Annotated in this window: 14 protein-coding genes; 13 read left to right on the top strand and 1 reads right to left on the bottom strand. The window is 68.8% G+C overall.

All coding sequences use genetic code 11. The features are described from left to right. Positions 1 to 35 precede the first annotated feature (35 nt). The 5 genes from ACVMK0_RS08210 (at position 36) to folK (ending at position 4951) form a co-directional block, all read left to right on the top strand. Positions 36 to 1205 (top strand): AI-2E family transporter, encoded by a 1170-nt coding sequence (locus tag ACVMK0_RS08210; protein ID WP_250961021.1) that lies wholly within the window; start codon positions 36 to 38, stop codon positions 1203 to 1205. Positions 1206 to 1211: 6 nt separating this feature from the next. Continuing rightward, complete coding sequence (gene hda / locus ACVMK0_RS08205; RefSeq protein ID WP_476463490.1) at positions 1212 to 1907, top strand: DnaA regulatory inactivator Hda; 696 nt, start codon at positions 1212 to 1214, stop codon at positions 1905 to 1907. A gap of 57 nt (positions 1908 to 1964) precedes the next feature. Then, entirely contained in the window at positions 1965 to 2642 is a 678-nt protein-coding gene (locus ACVMK0_RS08200; RefSeq protein WP_045536282.1) for a histidinol-phosphatase, read from the top strand. Then, positions 2639 to 4348, top strand: coding sequence for a polynucleotide adenylyltransferase PcnB (gene pcnB, locus ACVMK0_RS08195; RefSeq protein ID WP_476463489.1), 1710 nt, complete (start codon positions 2639 to 2641; stop codon positions 4346 to 4348). Before ACVMK0_RS08200 ends, pcnB begins: the two co-directional genes overlap by 4 nt. A 108-nt stretch (positions 4349 to 4456) precedes the next feature. Beyond that, positions 4457 to 4951, top strand: a complete 495-nt coding sequence (gene folK, locus ACVMK0_RS08190; protein ID WP_250961024.1) for a 2-amino-4-hydroxy-6-hydroxymethyldihydropteridine diphosphokinase — start codon at positions 4457 to 4459, stop codon at positions 4949 to 4951. A gap of 85 nt (positions 4952 to 5036) precedes the next feature. On the opposite strand, the gene pdxH is transcribed toward folK, so the two are convergent. Then, positions 5037 to 5669, bottom strand: coding sequence for a pyridoxamine 5'-phosphate oxidase (gene pdxH / locus ACVMK0_RS08185; RefSeq protein ID WP_476463488.1), 633 nt, complete (start codon positions 5667 to 5669; stop codon positions 5037 to 5039). A 74-nt stretch (positions 5670 to 5743) separates the two neighbouring features. On the opposite strand from pdxH, the gene ACVMK0_RS08180 reads away from it, so the two are divergent. The 8 genes from ACVMK0_RS08180 to fabF all read left to right on the top strand — a co-directional run bounded on the left by ACVMK0_RS08180 (position 5744) and on the right by fabF (position 12545). Next, positions 5744 to 6328 carry a YceD family protein gene (locus ACVMK0_RS08180; protein ID WP_250961026.1) on the top strand — a complete coding sequence of 195 codons (585 nt, stop codon included), beginning with the start codon at positions 5744 to 5746 and terminating at the stop codon, positions 6326 to 6328. Between the two features lie 133 nt (positions 6329 to 6461). Continuing rightward, positions 6462 to 6644: a 50S ribosomal protein L32 gene (gene rpmF, locus ACVMK0_RS08175; protein ID WP_250961027.1), complete on the top strand. Its 183-nt coding sequence runs from the start codon at positions 6462 to 6464 to the stop codon at positions 6642 to 6644. A 160-nt stretch (positions 6645 to 6804) separates the two neighbouring features. Then, positions 6805 to 7851: a phosphate acyltransferase PlsX gene (plsX, locus tag ACVMK0_RS08170; RefSeq protein WP_476464668.1), complete on the top strand. Its 1047-nt coding sequence runs from the start codon at positions 6805 to 6807 to the stop codon at positions 7849 to 7851. Between the two features lie 44 nt (positions 7852 to 7895). Continuing rightward, a complete protein-coding gene (locus tag ACVMK0_RS08165) occupies positions 7896 to 8915 on the top strand; it encodes a beta-ketoacyl-ACP synthase III (RefSeq protein ID WP_250961028.1) in 1020 nt (339 codons plus the stop codon). 163 nt (positions 8916 to 9078) lie between these two features. Then, positions 9079 to 10029: an ACP S-malonyltransferase gene (gene fabD, locus ACVMK0_RS08160; protein WP_476463487.1), complete on the top strand. Its 951-nt coding sequence runs from the start codon at positions 9079 to 9081 to the stop codon at positions 10027 to 10029. A 79-nt stretch (positions 10030 to 10108) separates the two neighbouring features. After that, complete coding sequence (gene fabG / locus ACVMK0_RS08155) at positions 10109 to 10915, top strand: 3-oxoacyl-ACP reductase FabG (protein ID WP_476463486.1); 807 nt, start codon at positions 10109 to 10111, stop codon at positions 10913 to 10915. A gap of 138 nt (positions 10916 to 11053) precedes the next feature. Then, positions 11054 to 11293: an acyl carrier protein gene (gene acpP / locus ACVMK0_RS08150; RefSeq protein ID WP_045536264.1), complete on the top strand. Its 240-nt coding sequence runs from the start codon at positions 11054 to 11056 to the stop codon at positions 11291 to 11293. 7 nt (positions 11294 to 11300) lie between these two features. Continuing rightward, complete coding sequence (gene fabF, locus ACVMK0_RS08145; protein ID WP_476463485.1) at positions 11301 to 12545, top strand: beta-ketoacyl-ACP synthase II; 1245 nt, start codon at positions 11301 to 11303, stop codon at positions 12543 to 12545. The last annotated feature ends 89 nt before the right edge of the window (positions 12546 to 12634 follow it).

Below are 12634 nucleotides of genomic sequence, written 5' to 3'. Positions count from 1 at the left end.
TTTCACCCCGCCTGCTCACCTTGTCTGCCCCTCCGATGTTGCTCACCCCTGCGCAGTTGCGCGTGCTCGCCTGGCTCAGCTTGGCTGTGGTGGCGTGGCTGCTGCTGGATCTGCTGGCCCCGGTGCTGATGCCCTTTTTGGTCGCGGCGGTGCTGGCCTACGCCCTGCACCCGGCGGTGGAGCGCCTGCATGGGCGCGGGGTGCCGCGCTGGGTCGGGGCCGGGCTGGCGCTCACGTTGCTGCTGCTGGTGCTGCTGGCGGTGATGCTGCTGATCGTGCCCGTGATCACGCACCAAGTACCGCTGCTGCGCGACCAGATTCCGCTGCTGCTGGAGAATTTCAACGCTTGGATCGGGCCTTTGGCCGCGCGTTTCGGGCTGAACGCGCAGATCGACGTGGCGATGGTGCGCGAGTTGCTGCAGCGGCTCATCAGCGGCGAGGAAGGGCAGTGGATCGAGTACCTGTTGTCGTCGTTGCGCATCGGCGGCAGCGTCTTGCTGGCGGCGCTGGGTTTTCTGGTGCTCACCCCGATTGCCGCCTATTACCTGTTGCTGGACTGGGACTGGCTGGTTGAAAACACCAAGCTGCTGGTGCCACCGCGCTGGCGCGCCCCGACGCAGCGTTTTCTGGATGAGACCGACCAGGTGCTGGGGCAGTACCTGCGCGGCCAACTGCTGGTCATGAGCAGCATGGCGGTGTTTTTTACCGTCGGGCTGATGCTGGTCGGGCTCGATCTGGCGCTGCCCATAGGCGTCTTTACCGGCTTGGCGATGTTCGTGCCCTTCCTCGGCTTTGGCGTCGGGATGGTGCTGGGCCTGCTGGCAGCGCTGCTGCAGTTTGGTGATCTGTGGGGGGTGTTGCTGGTGGGCGCCGTCTTTATGCTGGGTCAGACCCTAGAGAGCATGTTCCTGACGCCGCGCCTGCTGGGCGGGCGCATCGGTATGCACCCGATCGCCGTGATTTTTGCCCTGATGGCCTTTGGGCACCTGTTTGGTTTTATCGGGGTGCTGATCGCCTTGCCGGTGAGCGCGGTGCTGGTGGTGGCCTTGCGCCGCTTGCAGGCGCTGTACCAAAGCAGCGCGCTCTACACCGACGGCATGGAGCGGGTGGCTGCGCCTGCCGCTTTTGCTGATGCCGCCCCCGCCACAGGGCCGGCCTTGGCGACCCCGCCCGTTGCGCACGCCCCCGGGAACCCGCCCGCCTGAGCCACGATGCAGCAACTGGTGCTCGATTTGGGGCTGGCCGCGCCGCCCGCGCTCGACAATTTCCTCACCGACCTCGACACCGAGCAGCCGGCCTTGGCGCACCTGCGTCAGCTGCTGGCGCAGCCGCAGCGCGCCACCGTGCCCACTTTTATTTGGGGCGCGCCCGGCACCGGCAAAACGCACCTGCTGCACGCGGTGCGGCTGGCGCTGCAGCAGCAGGGGTTGGCGGTGGGTTGGCTCGACACCAGCTCCCAGGTGCTGCCCGATTTTGATGAGAGCTGGAGCGCCGTGCTGCTCGACGACTGCCAGCACTACGGCAGCGCGCAGCAGGCGCTGGCCTTCAACTGGTGCATCAACGCGCTCACGCCCACCGACGGCCGCGCGCGCTGGGTGCTGGCCGCCGCCGACCGGCCGCCGGCCGACCTCGAGCTGCGCCCCGACCTGCGCACCCGGTTGGCGTGGGGTCATGTGTTCCAATTGCCGGTGTTGAGCGACGCCGAGCGCCGCCGCGTGCTGCGCCAAGCCGCCAGCGTGCGCGGACTCGCAGTGCCCGACGAGCTGCTCGATTTCATGCTCAACCGCTTTGCGCGCGAGCTCGGTAGCCTGATGGCGCTGCTCGAGCGGCTCGACGACTACGCCCTGCGCACCCAGCGGTCGCTGAGCATCCCCTTGCTCAAGGCCATGCTCGATGAGCCCCGATAAGTCGGCCCCAGCCCCCTTCAAGCCTCCCATTCAAGCCCACCACCAACGCCCCCTCCCATGAAGCTGGCCCTATTTGACCTCGACCACACCTTGCTGCCACTGGACTCTGACCACGCCTGGGGCCAGTTCACCACCCGCATCGGCTGGACCGACGCCGAAACCTTCACGCGCCGCAACGACGAATTTTTTGCCCAGTACCAAGCCGGCGCGCTCGACATTCACGACTACGTGCGCTTCAGCACCGCCGCCGTGCGCGAGCGCGGTGCGCAGGCCGCCGCCGCCGCGCACCAACAATACATGCGCGAAGTGATCACGCCGCAGCTGCGGCCCGCCGCATTCGAGCTGATCGAGCGCCACCGCCGCGCCGGCGACGCGCTGCTCATCATCACCGCCACCAACGAGTTCGTCACGCGCCCGATCGCGCACGCGTTCGGCATCGACGAACTGCTGGCGGTCGAACTGGCGCGCGGCCCCGATGGCTGGTACAGTGGCGAGATCGCGGGCACGCCCTCGTTTCGCGAAGGCAAGGTGCAGCGCCTAGAGCAATGGCTGGCCGCGCGCGGCTTGGGCTGGGGCCAGGTGCACACCACGTTTTATTCCGACTCCCTCAACGACCTGCCCTTGCTCGAAAAAGCCGACGTGCCGGTGGCCACCAACCCTTCGGCTGGCTTGCGCGCGCTGGCGCAACAACGCGGCTGGCCTATTCTCGACCTATTTGATACCGCACCGGCATGATCACCTCTTTTATCAACCGCTTACTGGGCAAAACGCGCAAGGCCAGCGCCACCCCCTTTGGCAAGCGCGAAGACGTGCCGGTGGCGGTGCACGGCATCGACCCCTCGCTGGTCGATGGCCGCGCGCTCGATGTGCTGCACACCCTCAAGCGCGCCGGCCATGAGGCCTACATCGTGGGCGGAGCGGTGCGCGATTTGCTGCTGGGCTTGCGCCCCAAAGATTTCGACGTCGCCACCAGCGCCACGCCGGAGCAGGTCAAGTCCTTGTTTCGCCGCGCCTTCATCATCGGGCGCCGCTTTCGCATCGTGCACGTGGTGTTTGGCCGCGGGCGCGAGCACGAGGTGATCGAGGTCTCGACCCTGCGCGCCTACCTCGACAGCGCCGACGCCGAGCAGATCAGCGGCAACGAGCGCAGCCAGAAGGCGGCGCTGGTCGGCGTCGGGCATGCCGTCGATGCCAGCGGCCGGGTGCTGCGCGACAACGTCTGGGGCACGCTGGAGCAGGACGCGGCGCGGCGCGACTTCAGCGTCAACGCGCTCTATTACGACCCCGAGACCGAGGTGGTGGTGGATTTTCACCACGGCATCCGCGACGCCAAAAAGCGCGTGCTGCGCCTGATCGGCGACCCGGCCACGCGCTACCGCGAAGACCCGGTGCGCATCATCCGCGCCGTGCGCTTTGCCGCCAAGCTCAGCGGCCTGGGGTTTCACTTCGACAGCAAAACCCGCGCCCCTCTGCGCCCCAGCCTGCCGCTGCTGGCCGAGGTGCCGCCCAGCCGCTTGTTCGACGAAATGCTCAAATTGCTGCAAACCGGCCACGCCCTAGCCAGCCTCGAGCAGCTGCAGGCGCTCGGGCTGGGGCAGGGCATCTACCCCTTGCTCGACGTGGTGGTGGAGCGCGCCCACGACCCCTTTGTGCGCGCCGCGCTGCAAGACACGGATCGGCGCGTGGCCGAAGAAAAATCGGTGGTGCCAAGCTTTTTGCTGGCCTGCGTGCTGTGGAGCGACGTGCGCGAAGGCTGGGGGCGGCGCCAGCAGGCCGGCAGCAGCCCCTTTGCGGCCCTGCAAGAGGCGGTGGATGAGGCCTTCGAGGCGCGCATCGGCGACGTCTCGGGGCGTGGCAAGCTGGCGGCCGATATGCGCGAAATCTGGCTCATGCAGCCGCGTTTTGACAAGCGCAGCGGCCAGGCCCCGTTTGCCCTGGTCGAGCAGCCGCGCTTTCGCGCCGGCTTTGATTTTTTGCGCCTGCGCGCCCAAGTGGGTGAGATCGACGAGGAGCTCTCGCACTGGTGGGAGACCTTCAGCTTGGCCAACGAAGCCGTGCGGCGCGACATGCTCGAAGCGCTGCGGCTCGAGCAGCAGCGCAACCGGGCACCGGCCAAGGGGCCGGGGCGCGCCAAAACGCCCAGGGCGCCGCGCTCGGCGGCTGGGCACCCGGGCGAAGCCCGGCCCGAGCTCGACCCCCATCGGCCCGAGTTGGGCGAGGCCGAGCACGGCGCGGCCGTCGGCAGCGAAGGCGGTGCAGCCGATGCCGCCCCCGCACGCAAACGCCGGCGCCGACGCAAACCTGCTGGGGGTGGTGCGGGTGCTGGTGCTGGTGCGGGTGGCGAAGGTGGCGGTGGTGGCGGTGGCGGTGGCGGTGGCGGTGGCGGTGGCGGTGGCGGTGGCGGTGGCGGAGCACGCGCCGCCGATTCCAGCGCGGACTGAAGCGCCGCTGCCGCCCAGCGCCTGCTCAGTCCCTGCTTGTTAGCCTCCGCTCAATCGTCGATCAACCTCCGCTCGGCAGCGCAGACCCTCCATGCCCGCCCACGCGCCATGATCAACACCATGCACACCACCGCCGCGCGCCCCCCGGTGTCGGCCTGGGTGGGCTTGGGTGCCAACCTGGGCGATGCCCGCGCCAGCGTGCTGGCCGCCATCGAGGCGCTGGGGCGCTTGCCGCGCACGCAGCTGCTGCGGGCCTCGAGCCTGTACCGCAGCGCGCCGTGGCAGGCCGAAGGGGCCGACTTCATCAACGCCGTGGCCGAAGTGCACACGCACCTGAGCGCCCCCGACTTGCTGCAGGAGCTGCAAGCGCTCGAGCAGGCTGCCGGCCGCGCGCGCCCCTACCGCAACGCGCCGCGCACGCTCGACCTCGATCTGCTGGCATACGGCGCGGCGCGCATCGAGTCGGCACGGCTCACCCTGCCGCATCCGCGCTTGCACGAGCGCGCCTTCGTGTTGTGGCCGCTGGCCGAGATCGCGCCCGAGCGCGTCAGCGCCGCCGCGCTGGAGCGGGTGGCGGGGCAGCGCATCGAAAGGCTGGGGTAGGGCCTTTTGGCGCCAGTGAGGCGCAGCAAAGCGGCTTGGCGGCTATCCGGCTCTAGGCCAGCCGCGCGCTGGGCGGTCTGGCCCCTCAGGGATACAGGCGCTCGCGCACCCAGGCGGTGCCCTCGAGGCGGTAGCGCAGCCGGTCGTGCAGGCGGCTCGGGCGGCCCTGCCAGAACTCCCAGCGGTCGGGGCGCAGCCGGTAGCCGCCCCAGTGCGGCGGGCGCGGCGGTTGCAGCACAAACTGGGCCCCGACCTTGAGCGCTTGCGCCACCAACGCGGCGCGGCTGGAAAGCACGCGGCTTTGCGCGCTGGCCCAGGCGCCGATGCGGTGCTCCAGCGGCCGGGTCTGGAAGTAAGCATCGCTCTCGGCCGCGCTGACGCGCTCCACCCGGCCCTCGATGCGCACCACGCGCTCGAGCTCGGTCCAGTGAAACTGCAGCGCCGCCCACGGGTTGCCGGCCAGTTCTAGTCCTTTGCGGCTGTCGTAGTTGGTGTACCACACCAAGCCAGCGGCGTCGTAGCCCTTGATCAGCACCACGCGCGTGCTCGGGCGCAAGTCGCTGCCCACGGTGGCCAGCGTCATGGTGTTGGGCTCGGGCAGTTCGCTGTTCAGGGCTTCCTCGAACCAGCGGCCAAACTGCTGCAGCGGGTCGGGGTGCGAGTCGTCCTCGCTCAGGGCGGCGCGTTCGTAGCTTTTGCGCAAGTCGGCGATGTTCATGGGCTGTAAGTATGGCATGGCGGGCGGCCACTTAAAATCGGGCACTTGCGCAGCAGTCCCCAGCCTTCAGCCCCATGACCCAACCCGCCCCCCGGCCCCAAGCCATCGACCTGCGTGCCCTGGCCGACAGCGCGCAGCCGCTGCACGGCGAGCTGGCCCTGGCCGATCTGCCGCGCTGGAGCGCCGACGCGCCGGCTTGGCCCAGCCCGCTGGTGCCGCTCATGTGGCAGGCGCTGGCCCAGTGGCGCACCAGCCCGGCGGCCGCGCCGGCTGCGGGGCGCAGCGCGCCGCGCCAGTTGTGGCTGCAGCTGCGCTGGAGCGCCCAGGTGCCGCTGCGCTGCCAGCGCTGCCTCGAGCCCTACCTAGAGCCGCTGCAAGACGAGCGCTGGTTTCGCTTCGTGGCCGACGAGGCCAGCGCCTTGGCCGAAGACGACGCCAGCGCCGAAGACCTGCTGGTCTGGCAGCCGCGTTTTGATTTGGTCGGGCTGATCGAGGACGAGCTGTTGCTGGCCCTGCCGCTGGTGCCCATGCACGCGGCCTGCCCCAGCGCGCTGCCAGGCTACGCCGATGCCACCGCCGCGCCAGCAGAAGAGCCGCCGCAGCCAAACCCATTTAAGGTGCTGGCGCAGCGCAAACCCAACGCAGACTCGGCGTTATAATGCAAGGTTACGCACGCGAGTGACTGGGGTGGCTGCAGGCAATGGCTGCAGCTGCCTAGGGTCGCAAACGCTGTGCATTGTCGCAAAATCGGGCAGGCTCCTTGGGCCACCCACTTTCATCCAGGAGCCGATCATGGCCGTTCAGCAAAACAAAAAGTCGCCTTCCAAGCGCGGTATGCACCGCTCGCACAACGCCCTGAATGTGCCGGGCATGGCGATCGAGTCCACCACGGGCGAGGTGCACCTGCGCCACCACGTCAGCCCCAACGGTTTTTACCGCGGCCGGCAGGTGCTCAAGAACAAGTCCGAGGCTTGATCCGGCTTGCGCCTGCCGGTGTCCTTGCGCGTTTCCCGGCGTACTCGCCTGCGCACTTGTCCGCGTCGGCCCACGCGCTCGAGCCAGTGCCTGAGCGCAGTCCAGCGCTGGGATTGGGCTGGGCTTTATCGGCATGCACGTGCCTAAGGGGCAGCCGATCGTGATCACGCTGGCGGTCGATTGCATGGGCGGCGACCACGGCCCCGCCACCACCTTGGCGGGGTGTGCGGCGTTTCTGGCGCGCCACCCCCAAGCCCGTTTGCTGCTGGTCGGCCAGCCGCAAGCCTTGGCGCAGCTGCCGGCGGCGCTCGACGCCAGCCGCTGCACCGTGGTGCCCGCTTCCGAGGTGGTGGCCATGGACGACTCGGTCGAGGTGGCGCTGCGGCGCAAGCGCGATTCCTCCATGCGCGTGGCTATCGAGCAGGTCAAGAGCGGGGCGGCGCAGGTGGCGGTTTCGGCGGGCAACACCGGCGCCTTGATGGCGATCGCGCGCTACCTGCTCAAAACGCTCGACGGCATCGACCGCCCGGCGATCGCCTCGCAGATGCCCAACGCCAAAGGCACGGCCACCACCGTGCTCGACTTGGGCGCCAACGTGGATTGCAGCGCCGAACACCTGCTGCAATTTGCCCTCATGGGTTCGTCATTGGTGGCGGCCAGCGGCAAGGCCTCGCCCACGGTCGGTTTGCTCAACATCGGCGAAGAAGTCATCAAGGGCAACGAGGTCATCAAGCAAGCCGGCGTGCTGCTGCGCCGCGCCGCCGAACACGGCGACCTCAATTTTTACGGCAACGTCGAAGGCAACGACCTGTTCAAGGGCACGGTCGATATCGTGGTCTGCGACGGCTTCGTGGGCAACGTGGTGCTCAAGGCCAGCGAGGGGCTGGCGAGCATGATCGGCGGTTTTGTGCGCGAAGAATTCTCGCGCAGCTGGTACAGCCAGCTGGCCGCTGCGCTGGCGTGGCCGGTGCTGTCGTCTTTCAAAGAACGGGTCGATCACCGGCGCTACAACGGTGCGGCCTTGCTGGGCCTGCGCGGGCTGGTGTTCAAAAGCCACGGCTCGGCCGACGCCATGGCGTTCGAGCAGGCCCTGCGGCGCGCCTACGAGGCCGCCGACAAACAACTGCTGCAGCGGGTGCAAGAGCGCATCGCTGCCGCCGCGCCGCTGGCGCCGCCTAGTCCTGCAAGTCTAGGCAGCCCGGCATAAGGCCCGGGTACGCCCACTGGCCCCCAAGCAACCTTGTACAGCCCATGATCCGCTACACCCGCATCACCGGCACCGGCAGCTACCTGCCGCCCAAGCGTTTGAGCAACGCCGATTTGGTGGCCGAACTGGCCGCGCGCGGCATCGAAACCAGCGACGAATGGATCGTCGAGCGCACCGGCATCCGGGCGCGGCATTTTGTCGATGAGGGCAGCGAGGCCAGCGATCTGGCGCTGCAAGCCTGTTTGCAGGCGCTGCAGGCGGCGGGCCGCCAGGTGGCGGATGTGGACCTGATCGTTGTCGCCACTTCCACGCCCGACATGGTGTTTCCGTCCACCGCCACGATCTTGCAGCGCAAGCTCAGCGAGCACGCGCAGGCCCAAGGCTTGGCGGGCGCCGCGGGCGGGGCGGCCTTTGATGTGCAGGCGGTGTGCAGCGGCTTCATCTACGCGCTCACGGTGGCCGACGCGCTCATCCGCACCGGCAGCGCCCGCTGCGCGCTGGTGGTGGGGGCCGAGGTGTTCTCGCGCCTGCTCGATTTCAACGACCGCGGCACCTGCGTGCTGTTTGGCGACGGCGCCGGGGCGGTGCTGCTCGAGGCCTGCACCCACGACGGCAGCGGGCCGGCGCTGCTGGCCAGCGATCTGCACGCCGACGGCCGCCACAGCGGCATTTTGTGCGTGCCCGGCAGCGTGGCCGGCGGCCAAGTGCGCGGCACGCCGCTGCTGCGCATGGACGGGCAGGCGGTGTTCAAGCTTGCTGTCGGGGTGCTGGAGGAGGCCGCCCGCGCCGTGCTGGCCAAGGCCGGGATCGAGGCCAGCGCGGTCGATTGGCTGATCCCGCACCAGGCCAACATCCGCATCATGCAGGGCACGGCGCGCAAGCTCAAGCTGGGCATGGACAAGGTGATTGTGACCGTGCACGAGCACGGCAACACCTCGGCCGCCTCGATCCCGCTGGCGCTGGACCATGGCGTGCGTTCGGGCCGGGTGCGCCCGGGGCAGCTGCTGCTGCTCGAAGGGGTGGGCGGTGGGTTCACTTGGGGCGCGGTGTTGTTGCGCCTGTAGGGGGGCCATGGCTAGCCCACCAAGGCCCGACGGATTTCGACCCCATTCAACTCGCATCGACGGCCCCCCTACAGCCCCCATCAACAGCCCCCCTACAGCCCCCATCAACAGCCCCCAATCCAGACCCATTGACAGCCCAACTGGGCCCGCAAGGAGCGCTTACATGTCTGATTTTGCTTTCGTTTTCCCCGGCCAAGGCTCGCAGTCGGTGGGCATGCTCGACGCCTGGGGGCCGCACCCGGTGCTGGCCGATACCCTGCAAGAGGCCAGCGCCGCCTTGGGCGAGGATGTGGGGCAGCTGATCCAGCACGGCCCCAAAGAGGCGCTGGCACTGACCACCAACACCCAGCCGGTGATGCTGGTGGCCGGTGTGGCGGCGTGGCGCATCTGGCGCGCCGAGGGTGGCGCGGCGCCGGTGGCGCTCGCCGGCCATTCGCTGGGCGAGTATGCGGCGCTGGTGGCCGCCGGGGTGCTCACGCTGGCCCAGGCGGCGCCGCTGGTGCGGCTGCGCGCCCAGGCCATGCAAGACGCGGTGCCGGTGGGCGCCGGCGCCATGGCCGCCATTCTGGGCTTGGGCGCCGAACAGGTGCGCGCCGGCTGCGAGCAGGCCCAAGCCAGCTTTGGCCAAGGCAGCGCCGAGGTGGTGCAGGCGGTCAACTTCAACGACCCGGCGCAAACCGTGATTGCCGGCAGCAAGGCAGCGGTGGAGCGCGCCTGCGAGTTGCTCAAGACCAGCGGCGCCAAGCGCGCGCTGCCCTTGCCGGTGTCGGCCCCGTTCCATTCCAGCCTGATGCGCCCGGCGGCCGAGCGCCTGCGCGTGGCGCTGGAGCAGACGGCGTTTTTGCCGCCGCAAATCCCGGTGCTCAACAACATCGACGTGGCCTGCGAGACCGCCCCCGAGCGCATCCGCGACGCCCTGTACCGCCAGGCTTTTGGGCCGGTGCGCTGGGTCGAGTGCGTGCAGGCGCTCAAGGCGCGCGGCGTGCGCACGGTGGTCGAATGCGGCCCCGGCAAGGTGCTGGCCGGGCTGGTCAAGCGCATCGACCCCGAACTGGCCAGCGCCGCACTCTACGACCCGGCTACACTGGCGGCGTTGCGCGCCCAATTGGGCTAAATAGTTTGAAGGGCCAAGCGGGCATGACGGCGCGCCCGAGCCCAGCGCGCGCACCCACACCCATGCAGCGACACAACCCATGAGCGAAACCACCAACAGCCCCCCCTCCGCCTCCGTGCCAGCGGCCGCGCCGAGCACCGCCAACAGCCACAGCAGCGCCCAAGTCGCCCTCGTCACCGGGGCCACGCGCGGCATCGGCGCGGCGATTGCGCTCGAGTTGGCGCGGCGCGGTTACAGCGTCATCGGCAGCGCAACCAGCGACGATGGCGCCGCCAAAATCAGCCAAGCGCTGGCGGCGCACCCCGGATGCCGCGGCGTGCGGCTCGACGTCAACGACGCCGCCGCCGCCGAGGCCCTGATCGATGCCATCGTCAAAGAACACGGTGCGCTGCACGTGCTGGTCAACAACGCCGGCATCACGCGCGACACGCTCGCCATGCGCCTCAAAGACGAAGACTGGGACGCGGTGCTCGACACCAACCTCAAGGCCGTGTTTCGCCTGTGCCGCGCCATCATCCGCCCGATGATGAAGCAGCGCTGGGGCCGCATCATCAACATCACCAGCGTGGTCGGGGCCAGCGGCAACGCCGGGCAAGCCAACTACGCCGCGTCCAAGGCCGGTGTCGCGGGCCTGACGCGCGCGCTGGCGCGCGAGCTCGGCAGCCGCCAGATCACGGTCAACTGCGTGGCGCCGGGCTTCATCGAAACCGACATGACCGCCGCCCTGAGCGAGGCCCAGCAGCAGGCGTTGCTGGGCCAGATTCCGCTCGGGCACTTGGGCAAACCGGCCGATGTGGCGCAGGCCGTGGCCTTCTTGGCCAGCGCGCAGGCGAGCTACATCACCGGGCAGGAGCTGCACGTCAACGGCGGCATGCTGATGCCCTGATTTGGCCCCGCTGCCCACTTGCGCTAACATCGGCCCCCTAGACCCAGCGCGTTGCGTGGCCGCACCCCGTTGTTTAGCACCCTAAACCACCCCGGCTAGAATGCCGGTCTTGCATTTCAACCACCCACAGAGGGAACTATGAGCGACATCGAAGCACGTGTGAAGAAAATCATCGCCGAACAACTCGGCGTGGAAGAGTCCCAGGTCACCAACGAAAAAGCCTTCGTGGCCGATCTGGGTGCCGACTCGCTCGACACCGTGGAACTGGTCATGGCCCTAGAAGACGAGTTCGGGATCGAGATCCCGGACGAAGACGCCGAAAAAATCACCACCGTTCAGCACGCCGTCGATTACGCGCTGGCGCATCAGAAAGGCTGAGTTGCCTATGAGCCGCCGTCGCGTCGTCGTGACCGGTCTGGGCTGCGTCAGCCCCGTGGGCAACACGGTGCCCGAGGCGTGGGCCAGCGTGCTCGCAGGCCGCTCCGGCATCGGTCCCATCAGCAAGTTCGATGCCTCTGCCTTTGCCTGCCAAATCGCAGGCGAAGTGCGCGGCTTCGACCTCGAAGCCTACATGAGCGCCAAAGAAGGGCGCACCATGGACACCTTCATCCACTACGGCATCGCCGCCGCCGCGCAGGCCGTGGCCGACGCCGGCTTGCCCACCGGGGCAGATCTGGATGAGGAGCAAGCCTGCCGCATCGGCTGCGTGATCGGTTCGGGCATCGGCGGGCTGCCGCTGATCGAGCAGACCCACGCCGACCTGATGCAGCGCGGGCCGCGCCGCATTTCGCCCTTTTTCGTCCCGGCCTCGATCACCAACATGATCTCGGGCCACGTGTCGATGCGTTTTGGCTTCAAGGGTCCCAACCTCGCGGTCGTTACGGCCTGCACCACCGGCTTGCACTGCATCGGTGAGGCGGCACGCAAGATCGAATACGGCGACGCCGACGTGGTGGTGGCCGGCGGCTCCGAGGCCACCGTGTCGCCGCTGGGCATCGGCGGCTTTGCGGCCATGCGCGCGCTCTCGACCCGCAACGACGATCCCACCGCCGCCTCGCGCCCTTGGGATCGGGGGCGCGACGGCTTCGTGCTCGGCGAAGGGGCAGGCGTGCTGGTGCTCGAAGCCTACGAGCACGCCCTTGCCCGCGGCGCCAAAATTTACGCCGAAGTGGCGGGTTACGGCATGAGCGCCGATGCCGGCCACATGACCGCCCCCAACATGGACGGCCCGCGCCGCGCCATGCTGTCGGCGCTGCGCAACGCCGGCCTCAACCCCGACCAGGTGGACTACCTCAACGCCCACGGCACCTCCACGCCGCTGGGTGACATCAACGAGAGCAACGCCATCAAGGCGGCGCTGGGCGACCATGCGCGCCAGGTGCTGATCAGCTCCACCAAGTCCATGACCGGGCACCTGCTCGGTGGCGCTGGCGGGGTCGAGAGCGTGTTCACGGTGCTGGCGCTGCACCACCAAGTGGCCCCCCCGACCATCAACCTGCACGAGCCCGACCCCGAGTGCGACCTCGATTACTGCGCCCACACGGCGCGCGAGCGCAAGATCGACGTGGCCCTGAAGAACAACTTCGGCTTCGGCGGCACCAACGGTTCGCTGGTGTTCAAGCGCATCTGATGGGCTTTCGTTCGTGCTTGGCTTGATGCGGCGCCGTCTGGTGTAGGCGGCGGCATCCCCATTTGCCGCCGATTCATCGACCACCGCGT

Source organism: Serpentinimonas sp. SSL01 (assembly GCF_056323735.1).
Note: the sequence above shows the minus strand (reverse complement) of the source record. Positions and strands in the feature narration are given on the sequence as shown.

What these genes read in the sequence shown, in the direction of transcription:
- ACVMK0_RS08210 (WP_250961021.1), top strand. Translation starts at nt 36, where the DNA reads ATGTTGCTCACCCCTGCGCAGTTGCGCGTGCTCGCCTGGCTCAGCTTG.
- hda (WP_476463490.1), top strand. Translation starts at nt 1,212, where the DNA reads ATGCAGCAACTGGTGCTCGATTTGGGGCTGGCCGCGCCGCCCGCGCTC.
- ACVMK0_RS08200 (WP_045536282.1), top strand. Translation starts at nt 1,965, where the DNA reads ATGAAGCTGGCCCTATTTGACCTCGACCACACCTTGCTGCCACTGGAC.
- pcnB (WP_476463489.1), top strand. Translation starts at nt 2,639, where the DNA reads ATGATCACCTCTTTTATCAACCGCTTACTGGGCAAAACGCGCAAGGCC.
- folK (WP_250961024.1), top strand. Translation starts at nt 4,457, where the DNA reads ATGATCAACACCATGCACACCACCGCCGCGCGCCCCCCGGTGTCGGCC.
- pdxH (WP_476463488.1), bottom strand. Translation starts at nt 5,669, where the DNA reads ATGAACATCGCCGACTTGCGCAAAAGCTACGAACGCGCCGCCCTGAGC.
- ACVMK0_RS08180 (WP_250961026.1), top strand. Translation starts at nt 5,744, where the DNA reads ATGACCCAACCCGCCCCCCGGCCCCAAGCCATCGACCTGCGTGCCCTG.
- rpmF (WP_250961027.1), top strand. Translation starts at nt 6,462, where the DNA reads ATGGCCGTTCAGCAAAACAAAAAGTCGCCTTCCAAGCGCGGTATGCAC.
- ACVMK0_RS08165 (WP_250961028.1), top strand. Translation starts at nt 7,896, where the DNA reads ATGATCCGCTACACCCGCATCACCGGCACCGGCAGCTACCTGCCGCCC.
- fabD (WP_476463487.1), top strand. Translation starts at nt 9,079, where the DNA reads ATGTCTGATTTTGCTTTCGTTTTCCCCGGCCAAGGCTCGCAGTCGGTG.
- fabG (WP_476463486.1), top strand. Translation starts at nt 10,109, where the DNA reads ATGAGCGAAACCACCAACAGCCCCCCCTCCGCCTCCGTGCCAGCGGCC.
- acpP (WP_045536264.1), top strand. Translation starts at nt 11,054, where the DNA reads ATGAGCGACATCGAAGCACGTGTGAAGAAAATCATCGCCGAACAACTC.
- fabF (WP_476463485.1), top strand. Translation starts at nt 11,301, where the DNA reads ATGAGCCGCCGTCGCGTCGTCGTGACCGGTCTGGGCTGCGTCAGCCCC.